This is a genomic window from Echinicola vietnamensis DSM 17526 (genome assembly GCF_000325705.1).
In the GTDB taxonomy this organism is placed as follows: Bacteria; Bacteroidota; Bacteroidia; order Cytophagales; family Cyclobacteriaceae; genus Echinicola; species Echinicola vietnamensis.
In genome coordinates, this window is record NC_019904.1 from 3,899,357 (window position 1) to 3,914,062 (window position 14,706).

The 14,706-nt window shown below is 44.5% G+C and carries 15 protein-coding genes; 8 read left to right on the plus strand and 7 right to left on the minus strand.

From position 1 onward, the window contains the following. Positions 1–1,809 (plus strand): OmpA family protein, encoded by a 1,809-nt coding sequence (locus ECHVI_RS16045; protein WP_041738765.1) that lies wholly within the window; start codon positions 1–3, stop codon positions 1,807–1,809. A gap of 475 nt (positions 1,810–2,284) precedes the next feature. On the opposite strand, the gene ECHVI_RS16050 is transcribed toward ECHVI_RS16045, so the two are convergent. From ECHVI_RS16050 to ECHVI_RS16060, 3 genes are all read right to left on the minus strand, one after another. Then, positions 2,285–2,830 carry an SRPBCC family protein gene (locus ECHVI_RS16050; RefSeq protein WP_015267068.1) on the minus strand — a complete coding sequence of 182 codons (546 nt, stop codon included), beginning with the start codon at positions 2,828–2,830 and terminating at the stop codon, positions 2,285–2,287. A gap of 296 nt (positions 2,831–3,126) precedes the next feature. Continuing rightward, complete coding sequence (locus tag ECHVI_RS16055; protein WP_015267069.1) at positions 3,127–5,490, minus strand: S9 family peptidase; 2,364 nt, start codon at positions 5,488–5,490, stop codon at positions 3,127–3,129. Between the two features lie 91 nt (positions 5,491–5,581). Beyond that, a complete protein-coding gene (locus ECHVI_RS16060; protein ID WP_015267070.1) occupies positions 5,582–5,917 on the minus strand; it encodes an Hpt domain-containing protein in 336 nt (111 codons plus the stop codon). Between the two features lie 174 nt (positions 5,918–6,091). On the opposite strand from ECHVI_RS16060, the gene ECHVI_RS23880 reads away from it, so the two are divergent. Together ECHVI_RS23880 and ECHVI_RS16065 are read left to right on the plus strand one after the other, a co-directional pair. After that, complete coding sequence (locus ECHVI_RS23880; RefSeq protein WP_015267071.1) at positions 6,092–6,241, plus strand: hypothetical protein; 150 nt, start codon at positions 6,092–6,094, stop codon at positions 6,239–6,241. A 39-nt stretch (positions 6,242–6,280) separates the two neighbouring features. After that, positions 6,281–6,925, plus strand: coding sequence for a DUF7255 family protein (locus ECHVI_RS16065; protein WP_015267072.1), 645 nt, complete (start codon positions 6,281–6,283; stop codon positions 6,923–6,925). On the opposite strand, the gene ECHVI_RS16070 is transcribed toward ECHVI_RS16065, so the two are convergent. Together ECHVI_RS16070 and ECHVI_RS16075 are read right to left on the minus strand one after the other, a co-directional pair. Further along, entirely contained in the window at positions 6,922–7,578 is a 657-nt protein-coding gene (locus ECHVI_RS16070; protein ID WP_015267073.1) for a deoxynucleoside kinase, read from the minus strand. The two genes, ECHVI_RS16065 and ECHVI_RS16070, sit on opposite strands and share 4 nt — an antisense overlap. A 94-nt stretch (positions 7,579–7,672) precedes the next feature. Next, positions 7,673–8,569: a 3-hydroxyacyl-CoA dehydrogenase family protein gene (locus tag ECHVI_RS16075; RefSeq protein ID WP_041738768.1), complete on the minus strand. Its 897-nt coding sequence runs from the start codon at positions 8,567–8,569 to the stop codon at positions 7,673–7,675. Positions 8,570–8,962: 393 nt separating this feature from the next. Between ECHVI_RS16075 and ECHVI_RS16080 the strand changes: the two genes are divergently transcribed. After that, on the plus strand, positions 8,963–9,148 hold the full coding sequence (locus ECHVI_RS16080) for a hypothetical protein (RefSeq protein WP_041738770.1): 186 nt from the start codon (positions 8,963–8,965) through the stop codon (positions 9,146–9,148). A gap of 190 nt (positions 9,149–9,338) precedes the next feature. Here ECHVI_RS16080 and ECHVI_RS16085 read toward each other — a convergent pair whose 3' ends face one another. Further along, positions 9,339–10,571: an IS110 family RNA-guided transposase gene (locus ECHVI_RS16085; protein ID WP_015264485.1), complete on the minus strand. Its 1,233-nt coding sequence runs from the start codon at positions 10,569–10,571 to the stop codon at positions 9,339–9,341. A gap of 413 nt (positions 10,572–10,984) precedes the next feature. Between ECHVI_RS16085 and ECHVI_RS16095 the strand changes: the two genes are divergently transcribed. Next, positions 10,985–11,191: a helix-turn-helix transcriptional regulator gene (locus ECHVI_RS16095; RefSeq protein ID WP_015267075.1), complete on the plus strand. Its 207-nt coding sequence runs from the start codon at positions 10,985–10,987 to the stop codon at positions 11,189–11,191. Between the two features lie 579 nt (positions 11,192–11,770). Further along, entirely contained in the window at positions 11,771–12,601 is an 831-nt protein-coding gene (locus ECHVI_RS16100; protein WP_041739929.1) for a CvfB family protein, read from the plus strand. Here the strand turns inward: ECHVI_RS16100 and ECHVI_RS16105 are convergent. Continuing rightward, positions 12,598–12,957 carry an arsenate reductase family protein gene (locus tag ECHVI_RS16105; protein WP_015267077.1) on the minus strand — a complete coding sequence of 120 codons (360 nt, stop codon included), beginning with the start codon at positions 12,955–12,957 and terminating at the stop codon, positions 12,598–12,600. The genes ECHVI_RS16100 and ECHVI_RS16105 overlap by 4 nt on opposite strands. 206 nt (positions 12,958–13,163) lie before the next feature. Here ECHVI_RS16105 and ECHVI_RS16110 point away from each other — a divergent pair, with 206 nt between their 5' ends. Both ECHVI_RS16110 and ECHVI_RS16115 read left to right on the plus strand, forming a co-directional pair. Beyond that, the gene (locus ECHVI_RS16110) at positions 13,164–13,652 is read left to right on the plus strand and encodes a YkgJ family cysteine cluster protein (RefSeq protein ID WP_015267078.1); all 489 of its coding nucleotides are present in this window, start codon (positions 13,164–13,166) and stop codon (positions 13,650–13,652) included. 49 nt (positions 13,653–13,701) lie between these two features. Beyond that, complete coding sequence (locus tag ECHVI_RS16115) at positions 13,702–14,619, plus strand: ROK family protein (protein ID WP_015267079.1); 918 nt, start codon at positions 13,702–13,704, stop codon at positions 14,617–14,619. The last annotated feature ends 87 nt before the right edge of the window (positions 14,620–14,706 follow it).

Here is a 14,706-nt window from a genome sequence, read left to right on the forward strand (position 1 = left end):
ATGAGCGTAACAAGAAAACTAACATCAGCATTTCTAAAAGCAAGCACGGTACCCGTGCTTGCTTTTTGTGCATTTACACCATCTTTAGGACAGGGTGTTTATGCCCTAAAACAAGTCAATACTCCCTATGATGAGCAGCAGCCCGTGTTGTCTGCCCAGGAAGAATTGTTCCTTAGTGTAGCCTTCCATCCAGAAAATACCGGCGGCAGCCGGGATTATGGTGATGTTTGGTACAGCAAGAAGGATGAATTCAACCAATGGCAAGCGGCTAAACCTGTGGCCAGCCTGAGTACCGAAGGTTACGACCTTTTTATCGGTTTTCCTGATGACCAGACGGCCTTGGTGTATCATGATGGGAAAAAGAAACCCCACGGTATTCACCTGTACCGGCGCACGGGAGAGACGGATTGGAAATATGAATACCAGCTTGACTTTGGCAGTTTTAAGAACAATGGCAAAAGCTTTAGCGCCCGATTGCATCCATCTGGAGAGATTCTAGTCATGGCCATGAATACGTATGGAACTTTTGGCAATGAGGATATTTATGTGAGCTTCAAGCAATCTGAAGGGAAATGGTCTGTCCCAAAGAATATTGGCGCCGATGTCAACAGTTTCGAACAGGAAATGACGCCTTTTTTGTCGGATGATAGACAGGTGTTGTACTTTTCTTCCAATGGGCATGGAACCGGTGAAGGCAGGGATATTTACTATTCCCAGCGCCTCGATGACTCGTGGGAGCGGTGGAGCAAGCCCAAAATGCTACAAGATGATATCAATTCCAGGGGCGTGGAACTGTCGTATTTTATCGACCCCAATAGCCCGTATACGGCTTTTGTCACTACCACCCAAAACAGTGAAGGGTATGGTGACATCCTCATGAGAAGGAAAGAGGAAATCGTGTTGGAAGAAGTGACTCCTGTGGAAGATGAAAGGTTTTTGGCAGCGAATTTCCCCGTGAGCGATCGCAGCTCCGTATCCGTGACCAATGCCGCCGAGGTGGTTCCGGAAACCCCTGAGGAACCGAAAGTGCCAGAAACACCTGCACAGCCCACAATAGAAGAGGAGAGGCCTGCTGCAGTTTCCGAGGAGCAAGGACAAGAAGTTGAAATCGCTCAGGAAAGTGCAGCCGTACAAGTCGAAGAAGCGAAAAACGTGGAGGAGGTACCCATGGCAGAAGCCGAGGAAGAGCAAGCGCCTTCCATGGACGCCGCAAGAACCAACTCGATGATCAAGGTCAGTGCATTGGATAAAAACACAAACGCTGAGATTCCCTATAAAATAACGTTTAAAAATGCCAATGGTGATAAGCTTGGGATTGATGAAGGGCTAAAGGGGGCTCATGAGCTGGCGTTACGGGAAAATACCGCTAAAGTGACCGTTTCTTCTGAAAACTACCTTCCTGAGACGATCTTGGTCACCGATTTCAGGGACAAGGAACTGGTCATGCTGACCCCGGCTGATAAAGGTACCAGTTTGGTGCTGCAAGAAGTGTTATTCAAGAAGGGAACAGCGGAATTGGCCGACCAAAATTCCCTGACCTATATCGATCAATTGGTGGATTTTATGAAAGAAAATCCTTCCAAGAAGATCAGGTTGGAAGGACATACGGATAATGTAGGGAATGCAGCACTCAACAAGCAATTGTCCATGGAAAGGGCTGGATCCATCAGGGATTATATGGTAGATCACGGGGTCGCTTTTGAACGGATCATGTTACGTGGACTGGGCGGCAGTGAGCCGATTGCTGATAACAACACGGCGGCAGGAAGAGAAAAAAACAGGCGTGTGGAAATGGTCGTGATTGACTAAAGGCGTTGGTTTGAGCAGCCTAGCTGATTCCGCGATTGATTTCCTGGCAGTATTGGAATGCAGATGGGGAGCGTCTCCTTTGGCCTATGATAAGGCAAGCATGAAATGATTTTTCTTCCTTGTCAGATAAGTTAGCAGGTCAGGTGGTATCGTTTCCCATGCCAATTAAAAAACTATACTTAACCAAACACCAGAGGCCGTCTCAGGATTGAACAATCCGTCATTACGAGCGGAGAAGCCTGCCTGACCGTAGGCAGGCTTCTCCGTCGCGGCGGGTCGAAATGCCGGTTTTAAAATTGACCTCAGGTGAATATATTGATGGCTGTTTTTTAAAATGCGTTTGCCTGGCGCGAATCCCCATGAGTTTCCGCCTAAACCTGTTTTATGGCTAACAGCGGAAGTTCATCCTCTTAACGGGGCACGCTTTTTCCCTAAAACTGGTCGAAACGTATCTTCGTGGAAATATGGCTTACCCCTAAAATGAGCCTTCCATTTGATCTTTAAGCGTATCCAGCCCCTGTTGAAGCTGGTCTCCTAACATTTTTTCAATGCCCATCACCTTTTGGACGAGGTTCATTGGGTATTTGCTTTCGCCATGAAAGCCCCAGATCACTTTGGTTTGGTGGGCAGAAGTGCTTTCGGTGACCATATAGGCCTGGGCAGTGGATTCAAAAGGCTTGATGAACCTCAGCTCATAATCGATTCTTTTATTGGCCTCAAGGGTTGTAATTTCTTGTTCACCTTTGCCCACATCTTGGTGCTGGCTGTCCCACTTGGTGATGGCCCCCACCGTGCCGTCCTTTCCTTCGTAGGTCTTTTCCATTTTGGGATCTATCGTCATCCAGACGGAAAATGAGTTCTGGTTTTTGAGCATTTTTACATATTCAAAAACTTCTTCTACCGGACGATTGATCATTACACTTTTTTCGACATTCAATTCCCTCGGTACAAAAAAAGCGGCAATCAGCACCAAAAGTGCTAGTCCGAGGATTGAAAGCAAGATGGTTTTAAGAATTTTCATAACGGTTATCGGGCTAAATAGTGGAAGTGGCTTTTTGGTTTTGATTACTAAGATAACCTAATTTTTCGATTGGGAAATATATTAGGGAATGGTTTGCTCACGGGGAAGTGGTGTTTGCCCTAAACCCGCATGATGCATTGGCCTCTTACTTTCCTTGAGTTCCAAACAAAAGAAGGTTATACCGGGGCCATTCCCCTGATATAACCTTCAATAATGACACACTTTTTATAACCTTTTTTAGCTGGTAAGCATTATGACCAGCATAGCTTCCTGTTCTTGTTGGCTGATGGAAAGGGCTATTTCAGTAGTGTATCGTTAAAGAGCTTCAATATACGTTTGTACTCGTCTGTCCAGCTGCTGGGTTCCACAAATCCGTGGTCTTCCACGGGATATACGGCCATTTCCCAATTATCCTTGCCCAATTCGATCAACCGCTGGGAGAGCCTGACCACATCTTGAAAGTGTACATTGACGTCCACCATACCGTGGGCAATGAGGAGGTTTCCCTCCAGGCCTTCGGCGAAATAGATTGGAGAACTTCTACGATAGGCGATCGGATCATTGACCGGCTCATTGAGGATGTTAGAAGTATAGCCGTGATTGTAATGCGCCCAGTCCGTTACAGAGCGTAAGGCAGCCCCTGAGGAAAAGGTTTCCGCTTCATTGAACAAGGCCATCAGTGTAATGAACCCACCATAACTGCCGCCATAGATGCCAATTCTTTCCGGATCTATGCCCATCTGCTGGGTCAGGTAATGGGCGCCATCCACTTGGTCAGAAAGGTCCTTTCCCCCCATATGCCTATAGATCCCCGTTCTCCAGTCCCGGCCATAACCTGCGCTTCCCCGGTAATCAATATCCAATACGGTATACCCCAGATCAGTCAGTAGGTTGTGAAACATGTATTCCCGAAAATAGCTCGACCACCATTTATGGGCATTTTGCAAATATCCCGCTCCATGCACAAAGATCACGGCAGCCCCATTGGCTGCCGATGGGGCAGGGGTATACAGCCTAGCGGGCACTTTTGCGCCATCCGCTGCTTCAAAGTGGATCAGCTGTGGATCTCTCCATTCATAGGCTTCAAAGGCAGTGCTTTGACCAGCGGTAAGCTGGATGGGCTTTGCCTTGGTATTGCTTTCTTTTAGGTAGAGCTCCCAAGGCCGGTTGCTGTAACTGTGTAAGATGGCCATGTGCTTTTCATCCGGGGAAAGGCTTACTTGATTGTTCCCTTCCATGGAGGTGAGTTTTTCCATCTTTCCGCCCATGACGGGCATTTTGTAAAAGTGTCGTTCACCAGGGTGTACGGCAGAGGTGGTCAGGTACCAATGTTTGCCGTCTCGGGAGAGCATTGGTGAAAAAACCTCATATTCACCCTCTGTAAGAGCGGTTTTGGTGCCCTTTTCGACATTGTAGAGGTAAAGGTGGGAATAGCCTGTCTCTTCCGACTGGAAGTATACATGCTTGCCATCAGGAAGCCAGCCCAATGTCCCTCCCCAAAAACTGTAGCCAATGCCCGGCCCGGCAATCCAAGCTTCGTCACGCTGCCTGTCAAGTGTTTCCAATGTGCCATCTTCCAAGTTGATCAAGGCAATCCACCTGTCCTTATTGTCCGCGGAGCGAATATTGACGATGGCCTGACCGTCTCGGGAAAAATAGGCTCCAGAAGTGGAAACGGACCGGTTTTTCTTTTCCCACTCCCGCTCAGGATAGTCGCTTACATAGTCGGGGAGGTCTTTGATGCCCGGCAATTGATCCGTCTGGACAAAATAGACCGTGTCCTTTTCCAAATTATAAATAGCCATTTCGACCTTGGACGCTTCGTCTCCTACTTTTGGTCGGGCATCCAGGTCAGTGGTGTACCCGGAGGCGTCAGCATAATCAGGAACAAACGTGTTTTTTCGTTCCTTGGAAGGGGTTATCAAATTGAAAGTGACGTATTCCGCATTCGGCGAAATACTCAGGTTTGCCAAGCGCTTTTTGTCTGTATAAAAGGCGAATTTTTCCGGTGTTTTGGTGGCCTCGCGATAAGCTTTTCGCTTTTCTTTTTTGTCTTCCCGTTCTTGAATCACTTGGAGCAGTTCAAGGTTTTCGGATTTTAGCCAATCCTCCTTCTCGGATAATTGAGAGGCTTTCTCCGCTGGTTTTTCACCACTGATGATGTTGGTGAGCTTTTTGATTTTTCCAGAAGAGCGATGATAGGTAAACACGTTGTTTGTGGCCTGAAATGCGATGAAATCTTCATCGGCCAAGAATACTGGTTGGGAAATACGCTCTCCCAGTTCGAGGAGCTGTTGTTCTTGACCATTCTCAAAGTCGTACAGAAATAAAATACCGTTTCGCGTATAAACTTTGAGGTCTTTGGCCTTGTTGAAATCTCCTGAGGAGGGGAGCAGGTGTTCTTCTTCCTCTACGGGCACCTTGATGATGTTTTCCGTATCGGAAAGTGTGATTTTATAGAGTGAATCGGCAGGATCTTTTTCTGGATTGTAGTGAAAATAAATGGTTTTACCATCTGCACCCCAGTTTATATTGGAGGGGAATGTGCCCATCCACTTGGGGTCTTGCATGATTTTTTCCACAGTGAGCGTGCTCTGCTGGGCACTTGAGGTCAAAATGCTGCCGAAAACGATTAAAAACAGGAAATAAACTTTTTTCATATTTGGGATTTTTTCCCAATATGTTCAAGAAGTCGATGCCTTGCAAGGCAAAAAGGTTAAATGGTTACGAAAGCTTATGAATAAAAATATGTCATGACAGGGTGCCCAGAAAGTCGGAGATTTCCCGTTTGATGATTTCAATGTCTGCTTTGAGGGCCGTGATGTTTTGAGGATAGATATTGGGGACGTCTTTTTCGATTTCCTGAAGCATTTTCTTGGTGGATGAAGCCCCGACATACCCCATGGCTGATTTTGCCTTGTGAACCTTGATTCGGACTTCTTCATAGTTACCTTCGTCGAACAGGCTGTCCAGTTCGTCGAGTTCAGTGAGGTTATTGTTCATCACCATTTCCAGCATAGGGCGTATGAGTTCTGGATCATCCCCCAAAAACTGAAAAATAACATCCTTATTGATAAGTTCGTACATTTGACAATGAAAGAAAAGGGTTAAGAAGTAATAGTTTGTCTGTTTTGCCAGTAAAGAATTAAACCTAAAATTGGCTTTTTTAACGTTTTAGGGGCTTATAGTGTTTTAAGAACGTTAAGTTTAAACTATTTTTGGCAAAATTTATATTGGAAAAATAGGCGAAAAGATTTCAATATGAAAACAAAGAAAAAAATATTTCTCTTGGTAAGTATTATTTTTCTGATCATCATGATCTTGATCGGACTTGATATTTCGTCCAAAACGACCTTTCCGGGGTCTAAGGGGAATCTAAAAGAGCGGATTATCAATTCGGATTCCGAATAAGTTAAATCATCCAAATTACCTGTAAAAAGATTTATTAACGTGCACCAATTAAAAGTCCAAAACCTGATCAAGGTCCTATTGGAGAATAAAATTGAGCTGGAAGAGGATTTCCGGTTGGAAATCAATAAAAAATTGCTTGATGATAAAGCACTCGATTTGCAGACGGAGCTTTATGCATGTCTGGGCGGGATAGGGTCTCCAATTTTGTTGGATAGGCTGCGGTTTGATTTTAGGATTGATCGAATGTTGTTTATATACGATGATGCCGTTCATTTTAACCGGTATCGTTTGGCGACCTTGAAGACTTCCGTTTATGAGGTGTTTACTTTTTCGTGGTTGGACAGTTATAAGCGGCTGTGCAGGACATTTGAGCGGGAATGCCATAAGGCCGGACTGCATGACAGGATTTGGAATGGGCCACCGATTGCTTCTAAGTGCTTTGGCAGCTCCATGGAACCGGGGGATCTTACCGGAAATGGCGCGGCAGGATGGAAGCTAAATGCCTATAATGATGCCCAGTATGATTTACTCACGAGGCTTCACGGCTATAAGATTATCCGAATTCCCATGTACGAAAACATCATGACCGGGGGGAGCCTAAAGAAAATCGACCAACTCCTCTTGAATCCAAAAGAGGAAAATTACAACGCCATCTTGAATTGGCTTCAGCGGAAAACCGTTTAGGGGATGGCAGGTTTGGCTTCCGTTTTATAGGGGGGGTATGAAAAAAGCCCATTGATCTCCCGATCGATTTGATTGACGATAAAGCTGAAATCTTCCCTGTTGGACACAAAATCCAGGTCATTGACATCAATTATTAGCAGTTTTCCTTTGTCATAGCCGCTGATCCAGTCTTCATAATGCTGGTTGAGACTTTTGAGGTAATGGATGCTGATGGTGGTTTCGTAATCCCGGCCTCTTTTTTCGATCTGGCCGACCAGTTTGGGAATGTCTGCCCGCAGGTAGATCAATAAGTCCGGTGCAGCGGCATATTCCATCATGGAATGGAAAAGCTTTAGGTAGTTTTGGTAGTCCCGCTCATCGAAACAGCCTGACTGGTGCAAGTTGGCGGCAAAGATATAGGCATCCTCGTAAATGGTTCGGTCCTGTACTGTCGATACGGGTGAGCGGGCAATTTCCTTGATTTGGTTAAAACGACTGTTTAAAAAGAAAACTTGAAGATGAAAGGACCACTTTTTCATGTCCGCATAAAAATCCTCCAAATAAGGATTGGCCTCTACATCTTCTAACTCGACCTTCCAGCCGTAATGATGGCCAAGTTTTTTGGTCAGGGTGGTCTTACCACTTCCGATGTTTCCAGCTATCGCGATGTGCATATTCGGTATAAGATTGAGCAGTTAACGGTTTGTAAGCGGACATAACGTCCAATTTAGTGTTCAGGGACAGTCGGTTTGGCTGTTTTTAAAGGGATCATGGTTGCTTCTGAAACCGCTCGGATACGACCAGTTCTTTGCTTCCTTGTGAATAGATGTAAAAACCTTCACCTGATTTGACCCCTTTATTTCCTGCTTCCACCATATTGACCAAGAGTGGACATGGGGCATATTTTGGGTTGCCCAGGCCTTGGTAAAGAACATCCAAGATAGCATGGCAGACGTCCAAACCGATAAAATCTGCCAGCTGCAACGGCCCCATGGGATGGGCCATGCCCAGCTTCATGACGGTGTCGATTTCCTGTACCCCGGAAACCCCTTCGTAAAGGGCGTAAATGGCTTCATTGATCATGGGCATCAGGATGCGATTGGCGACAAATCCCGGGTAATCATTGACTGCCACAGGTGCCTTTTCCAGTGCTTTAGCGACAGACATCACCTGATGGGTGGTTTCTTCGGATGTCTTGTATCCTTTGATGACCTCCACCAGTTGCATCACGGGAACCGGGTTCATAAAGTGCATGCCAATGACCTTGTCTGGCCGCGAAGTGGCAGCAGCGATTTTGGTGATGGAAATGGAGGAAGTATTGGTGGCCAAGATGGCTTCTTTAGGACTGAACTGGTCCAGCTGTCGAAAAATTTCTAATTTCAATTCGGTGTTCTCGGTCGCCGCTTCTACCACGATGGCCACATTTTTCACCCCTTTTTCCATGTCGGAATACGGGGTGATATTGGCCAAAGTGGAATCCTTTGTTTCAGCTTGAATAATTCCCTTCTCGATTTGTCGGTCCAAGTTTTTGGCAATGGTCGCCAGCCCCTTTTCCAAGGCTTTTTCATCCTTGTCGATTAAGGATACTTGATGATCGTGCTGGGCAAATACATGGGCGATACCATTCCCCATGGTGCCTGATCCTATTACGGCTATTTTTGACATAAAAGTAAATTATGCCCAAGGGATGAAAGCGCTTGGGACGGTTTATGGCTTGGTTTGTTATTCTTAAATTAAAACTAAATGTTATCCCTGGGTTTAGCAAGTGTTGGGCACAAAGTATAACAGCCTCATCACAACTCGCTTTTAGCCTCATCTATCCTCACCACCGCAAAGAGGAGGAACATGTGCAGGCCTTGGCTGACTGTTGGCTGATTAATTCATCGGGTTCAAGGTTACATTTGACACTCTAATTGAGTGCTAGCTTTCAAGTCAAACACTTAACTTCCCATGAGCTGTGTGTCTAAATTTAAGTAGTGTTTGTGTTACTATATGTAAAGTAAACTTGACAAAATGATTTAATTACTTTACATTTAGATAGAACTAAATCTGAGTATTATGAAATTAAAATATCTGTTTCCTAACAAGTACAAGAAAATTGGATGGTTAATCCCTATTCCCTCTGCCATCATTGGTTTGATAACGCTAGTTTTAGATCTTGAACCGAATTATTTGGATTTTAATGTCCCTGCTATTTTTTCTGAAAGAGAAAATCTAAAAATAGGCTTGTTCAGTCATTTTTAAAACTGGTAGGGCATAGTTTTGCTATCCTTTGAAAGGTTTTTTAAAGGACTATAAATTAAGTTAGGCCAAGTTAGAGAGTAAAATTTTTTCTACATGCTCGAAGCAATAACCGTTTGTTCTTGGCCTATGAGTTCAGTTTTTATTCCGGGACTTGTAAATCACCAATAAAAGCTCGAACTTTCACTTAATCTTAATTGGGACGGATGTCCACTTGGACTCCGAGCCCGCGCAGGCGCTCTAAGGATTTCTTAATCTGCGCCTGCTTTCTTTTTTCCTGATAGGTTGTATCGTCAGGCTCTAGGTAGGGCTCCTTGTTTTTGAGGATGTAATACAGTCCGGTCAAGATTTTATGAGCTACGGCAATCAGGGCCTTTTTAGATCCGCGGCGAGCAGCTATTGCCCCATATTTGCGGCCCAAATAGGTGTCCTTTGTGTGTGATGCGGCCCAAGCAGCTTCGACCAATGCAGTTTTCAAGTATTTGTTCCCATGTGTGATGCGGGTTGACTTCTTCTTGCCTGCACTTTCGTTGTTGCCCGGGGAGACACCTGCCCATGATGCCAGGTGTTTGTGATCAGGAAAAACCTCCATGTCATTGCCTGACTCGGCCAGGATATTCATGGCGGTTTCTTTACCTATTCCGGGTATGGTCTGGAGTAAATCGACCTCTTGTTGAAGCTCGACTGCATAACGCTCAATTCTAGCCTCGATGTGCCCGATCTGGGCGTTGATCGAATCAATGGAATCACGGAGTGTGGCCAGCATGAACCGGTGATGTTCGGTGAGTCTTCCCTGCAGAGAAAGTTTGAGGTCCGCCATCTTTTTGCGCAAGGAACCTTTGGCAAGGTTGGCCAGGTATTCAGGATCATCCTGTTTCCGGATCAAGGCATCTATGATGAGCGTACCTGTGACCCCAAAGATATCCGAAGCCACTGAGGCCAGTTTGATATTGGCATCTTCCAGGATTTTATGCAACCTGTTGCGTTGGGCGACCCGCTGTGCGATCAGCTTACGTTTATACCTGCAAAGATCACGTAGCTCTCTTATCCACTCGGTAGGGACAAAGCTCCCCTTTAACAGACCGCTTAGAAGCAATTTGGCAATCCATTCACTGTCTTTCTTATCTGTCTTATGACCGGGAACATTCTTGATATGCCGGGCATTTACCAGGATAATCTTAAAATCCTCTTCCAGGATGTTGTAGACAGGTTTCCAATAAACTCCGGTACTTTCCATCGCAATGTGGGTAATGGAAAGGGAATTCAGCCATGTTTTAAGCTCCTCGATCTGAGCAGTAAAGGTCCCGAAGGTACGGGTATCAATCTCAACGTCAATGCCACTGACTGTGGCCACTACCGTCTTTTGGTGAACATCGAGGCCACAGCCCCGCTGGATCACCTGTTCGAATTCAATTTGTGATGACATAACCGATAAGTGAATGTGAATATTCTACTTATACGGATAAACTCCTCTTTCATTCCCGTTTGTGAAGTCCTAATTCATGAATGTTTTTATTGATGAGTTTTTTGGGGACAAGCGTGTTATTGGGAATGTAAAGAACAACATACTAAATGAGATTTTAGGTGTTCTGATAATATTGAGTTCAATTTTAGTTGCTTTTTCTAAAGAAAAGTTAGAGGATGAATATATTTCAAAAATCAGGTTAGAATCGTTGGTTTGGGCTGTTTATTTCAATTACGGAATCCTTTTAGTATTATTTTTATTCGTTTTCGAACTGTCCTTTTTATGGGTTATGATATTTAACATGTTTACAATTTTACTGTTTTTCATTATTCGGTTTAACTGGCAAATTTCCAAACTTAAAAGATCTGTTGGCTATGAAGAATAGTATCAAAGTTGAAAGAGCAAAAAAAAATATAACCCAAGCTGAATTGGCAAAACTGGCAAAAGTTAGCAGACAAACCATTAATGCGATGGAATTAGGGAAATATGTTCCGTCAACAGTTTTGGCATTGAGATTAGCTCAGATTTTTGAAGTTGAAATAAGCGAAATTTTCACATTGGAAGATTCCGATTGGGCCTAGGTCATATATCTAGGGCAAACGTATTTGGAAAATCCAGTTTGCGGCGGTCCATAAATCTACCATGTTCAAGTATGCGCTAATGGCAGCATAAGGGAAATTCGAGGTTGTCTCAAAAGTCCTCGTCATTGCGATTCCGATGGATATCGGAAGAAGCAATCTCGTCATACGTGCAATGAAAGCACATTGAGATCACTTCACTCCGTTCGTGATGACGGATTATTTATTTATGAGACAGCCTCAACTTAATTCAGCCCAATGGAGCCTATTGGGCTAGAATGGTGGGAACAAGCACTCCTTACGGCTAGTAAGGCCAATTAAGAATAATACCGTTAAAAATACTTGGTGGAAGGGTGAGCTGGGCTTTCCGTCTGTGGCGGGAATGGGTTTGGGCATATCACCCCAAGGCCTTCAGCCTTTGGCTTCTGGTGGTGGTTAGGGACAAAAAAACAGCTTGAAGAAACCTTCCGGCTTAGAAACGAAAATGGGGGTGATCTCTTTAAAAGCGTTAGCCTTGGTCATATAACCGCCACCTTCTTACTATTTCCTCACTTTTAGTTACCTTTGCAGGATATGGATACGATAAAAGAATTAGGCAATATTTCGACATTGCCTATTACCCGGTTTACGGCAAATGGAGCCTATTTGAATTTGTCCAATGGTACTGAAGTATTATTGCCGAAGGGCTATCTCTTGGGGGATGAAAAAGAAGGAGAAGAAGTGGCGGTGTTTGTCTATACGGACAGTGAAGACCGGCTGGTGGCCATCACCGACCGCCCTGTAGCGTTGGTAGATGAATTTGCCGTAATGGAGGTGAAAGAGGTGACCAAATTTGGGGCCTTTATGGATTGGGGATTGCCAAAGGATCTTTTTGTACCAATGTCTGAAATGGGCAAGCCCATGAAGGAAGGGGAGCAGCACTTGGTGATGATCTGTGTGGACTTTAAGACCAACAGGCTAATCGGCGTGTCCAAATACCAAGATTTTATGCTCACGGATACCACGATCTTCGAGGAAGGCCAAGAAGTGGATGGATTGGTGTTCGAATCCACGGATTTGGGCTATAAAGTCCTGATTAATCAGCATTATGAAGGCCTGCTCTATGAGAATGAAACCTTTAAGGATATTGCAGTGGGTGACAACATAAAGGCTTATATCAAGAAGCGCAGGGATGACGGTAAATTGGATTTGCAGCTAACGCCCATTGGCCGGCAAAAATATGAAGAAGGGGCAGAAAAAATCTTAAACCTTTTAAAAGTTAAGCGTTTTTTGCCCCTTCATGATAAATCATCCCCCGAAGAAATCAAAAAGACTTTAGGGATGAGTAAAAAGCACTTTAAACAATCCATTGGTCAACTTTATAAAAGTAGGAAAATTGAAATCAAAACGGATGGCATTGCACTAGTGGATTAATTTAGCTTGAATATTTCCCCTGGTTTGGTGCACAGCACAGCCTTTTCCCGTTTGATCGCGATGGGAGCCTTGAGCAGGTAAGGGTGTTTTGCCAAAATGTGGAGCCAGCTTTCATCATCCCACGTTTTGCCCGCAATTTGACGCTGGTATTCAGGGTGGGCCCGATTCAAGAGATCCTTTGGGCGTAGGTGCAACTTGTCCAAGATCGTCCGCCAGCCAGTCGTAGTAATGTGTTCTTTCTCAATATTGATCTCATTGACATATCGAGAAACCGATCGCGCATATGCCCTTGCTTGCTTATCGATTGAATGCGAGGGAATGTAATAGAAGAACAATTCATTAGGATGCATTTTCATGTCGAAACTGGTTTGGATACTTATAAAAATACGAAAAATATTGTAATATCCAAACAATTTATTGTGAAATTTACCAGTGATGGTTGAAAATATGGTCTATTGACTTGTTAAGACGGTGGGGCCGTCCGTTAATGGCATCACAGCTTTACCCAAGGTAAGTATCCAGTTTGACTGTACGCATTCCTGATAATCCTAAACAAAAAGGTATGGACCTGGAACATTTTAAACAAAAATCCCTTTCGGAATATAACCACCACAAGAAGCTTCGGGCACGACTGCGGAAAATCAAACCGAAGCTGCTTGATGAACGATTTGCAGCGGCTCATGAGGAGCAGTTTGAAAGGATCGATTGTTTGGACTGTGCCAATTGCTGTAAGACCACTAGTCCTATTTTTCTGCAAATAGACATTGACCGACTGGCCAAAAAGCTAAGAATGAAATCTTCTGAGTTTATTGATGCCTATCTGCATCGGGATGAGGAAGGGGATTTTGTGCTCAATAGTGCGCCATGCCCTTTTCTTGGGGATGACAACAAGTGTTTTGTGTATGAATCACGGCCCAAGGCATGTCGGGAATATCCGCACACCAATCGTAAAAATATGCATGGGATCCTTGGCTTGACCTTGAAAAACACCTTGGTCTGTCCTGCCGTTCATGAAATCTTTCAAGTCTTTTCCAAAGAATTTAGGAAGTAAGCTGATCTGTTTACTATTTTAGAATCCAAAACCTATTAAACCGTAAACCATGAATAATCAAAACGAGCACTTTTTGGGTGTAGACGTCGGTGGAACCCACCTAAAAATTGGTAAAGTAAGCCAGCAAGGAGAAATTGTGTCATTTGATAAAGAAGATACCAGTCATTACAAGGAAGACCCCAAAGGTTTCAATACTTGTTTTGTGGATGTCATTGGGAAATACCTATCAAAATACCCCGATATCAATAAAGTAGGCATTGGCCTGCCGGGCTTGATCAACAAGGAGCGGACGACCACTTTGGAGATACCGGCCATTCCTGAATTGAATGGCTTTGACCTGAAGGGGGCGCTGTTGGAAAAATATCCCGAGAAGAGTTTCTTTCTGGAAAATGATGCCAGTGCTGCGGCCATGGGGGAGTATAAATTTGCGTCTTCCAGGCCATCTGCCAATTTCCTGTTTATCACCATGGGAACAGGCATTGGTAGTGCCGCGGTAGTGGAAGGGGCGATTTTTAAAGGAGCCCGTGGCAATGCCATGGAGATGGGGCATATGCTCTCCCGCGGCAATGCACGCTTAGAAACCATCATCGGCAGGAAAGGCATCTTGAGTATCATGAAAAGGATGATCGATGCCTATCCTGAAAAAGCAGGGGTGTTACTGGAAAAGGAATTAGGGACCCACTTATTGGTAGATACAGCTAAGGAGGGAAATGAAGTTTCATTGATGACTTTCGAGGAAGTGGGGGACATCCTTGGCGAGGCCATCGTTTCCACGATCCGTGTTTTAGACATTAATGAAGTTTATTTCGGAGGAGGAATATCTGCAGGATTGGAGTTTATGATGCCTTCCCTGGAAAAGACCGTAAGGCAATACCTGACCCATTATTACACCGATGACCTCCAGTTGAAAAAGGCAACATTGGGCAATAATGCCGGTACCCAAGGTGCGGCGGCATTGTGCTTTTAGTTTGGGATTATGCCTTCAAGAGGGCATTTACTAAAAATGTATGAACCGATCCGCAAGGTATATTGCCTCGGTGTGAAAAAATGATGC

Coding starts and splice junctions, on each gene's coding strand:
- ECHVI_RS16045 (WP_041738765.1), top strand. CDS start 1: ATGAGCGTAACAAGAAAACTAACATCAGCATTTCTAAAAGCAAGCACG.
- ECHVI_RS16050 (WP_015267068.1), bottom strand. CDS start 2,830: ATGAAAATTCTTAAAACCATCTTGCTTTCAATCCTCGGACTAGCACTT.
- ECHVI_RS16055 (WP_015267069.1), bottom strand. CDS start 5,490: ATGAAAAAAGTTTATTTCCTGTTTTTAATCGTTTTCGGCAGCATTTTG.
- ECHVI_RS16060 (WP_015267070.1), bottom strand. CDS start 5,917: ATGTACGAACTTATCAATAAGGATGTTATTTTTCAGTTTTTGGGGGAT.
- ECHVI_RS23880 (WP_015267071.1), top strand. CDS start 6,092: ATGAAAACAAAGAAAAAAATATTTCTCTTGGTAAGTATTATTTTTCTG.
- ECHVI_RS16070 (WP_015267073.1), bottom strand. CDS start 7,578: ATGCACATCGCGATAGCTGGAAACATCGGAAGTGGTAAGACCACCCTG.
- ECHVI_RS16075 (WP_041738768.1), bottom strand. CDS start 8,569: ATGTCAAAAATAGCCGTAATAGGATCAGGCACCATGGGGAATGGTATC.
- ECHVI_RS16080 (WP_041738770.1), top strand. CDS start 8,963: ATGAAATTAAAATATCTGTTTCCTAACAAGTACAAGAAAATTGGATGG.
- ECHVI_RS16085 (WP_015264485.1), bottom strand. CDS start 10,571: ATGTCATCACAAATTGAATTCGAACAGGTGATCCAGCGGGGCTGTGGC.
- ECHVI_RS16095 (WP_015267075.1), top strand. CDS start 10,985: ATGAAGAATAGTATCAAAGTTGAAAGAGCAAAAAAAAATATAACCCAA.
- ECHVI_RS16105 (WP_015267077.1), bottom strand. CDS start 12,957: ATGAAAATGCATCCTAATGAATTGTTCTTCTATTACATTCCCTCGCAT.
- ECHVI_RS16110 (WP_015267078.1), top strand. CDS start 13,164: ATGGACCTGGAACATTTTAAACAAAAATCCCTTTCGGAATATAACCAC.
- ECHVI_RS16115 (WP_015267079.1), top strand. CDS start 13,702: ATGAATAATCAAAACGAGCACTTTTTGGGTGTAGACGTCGGTGGAACC.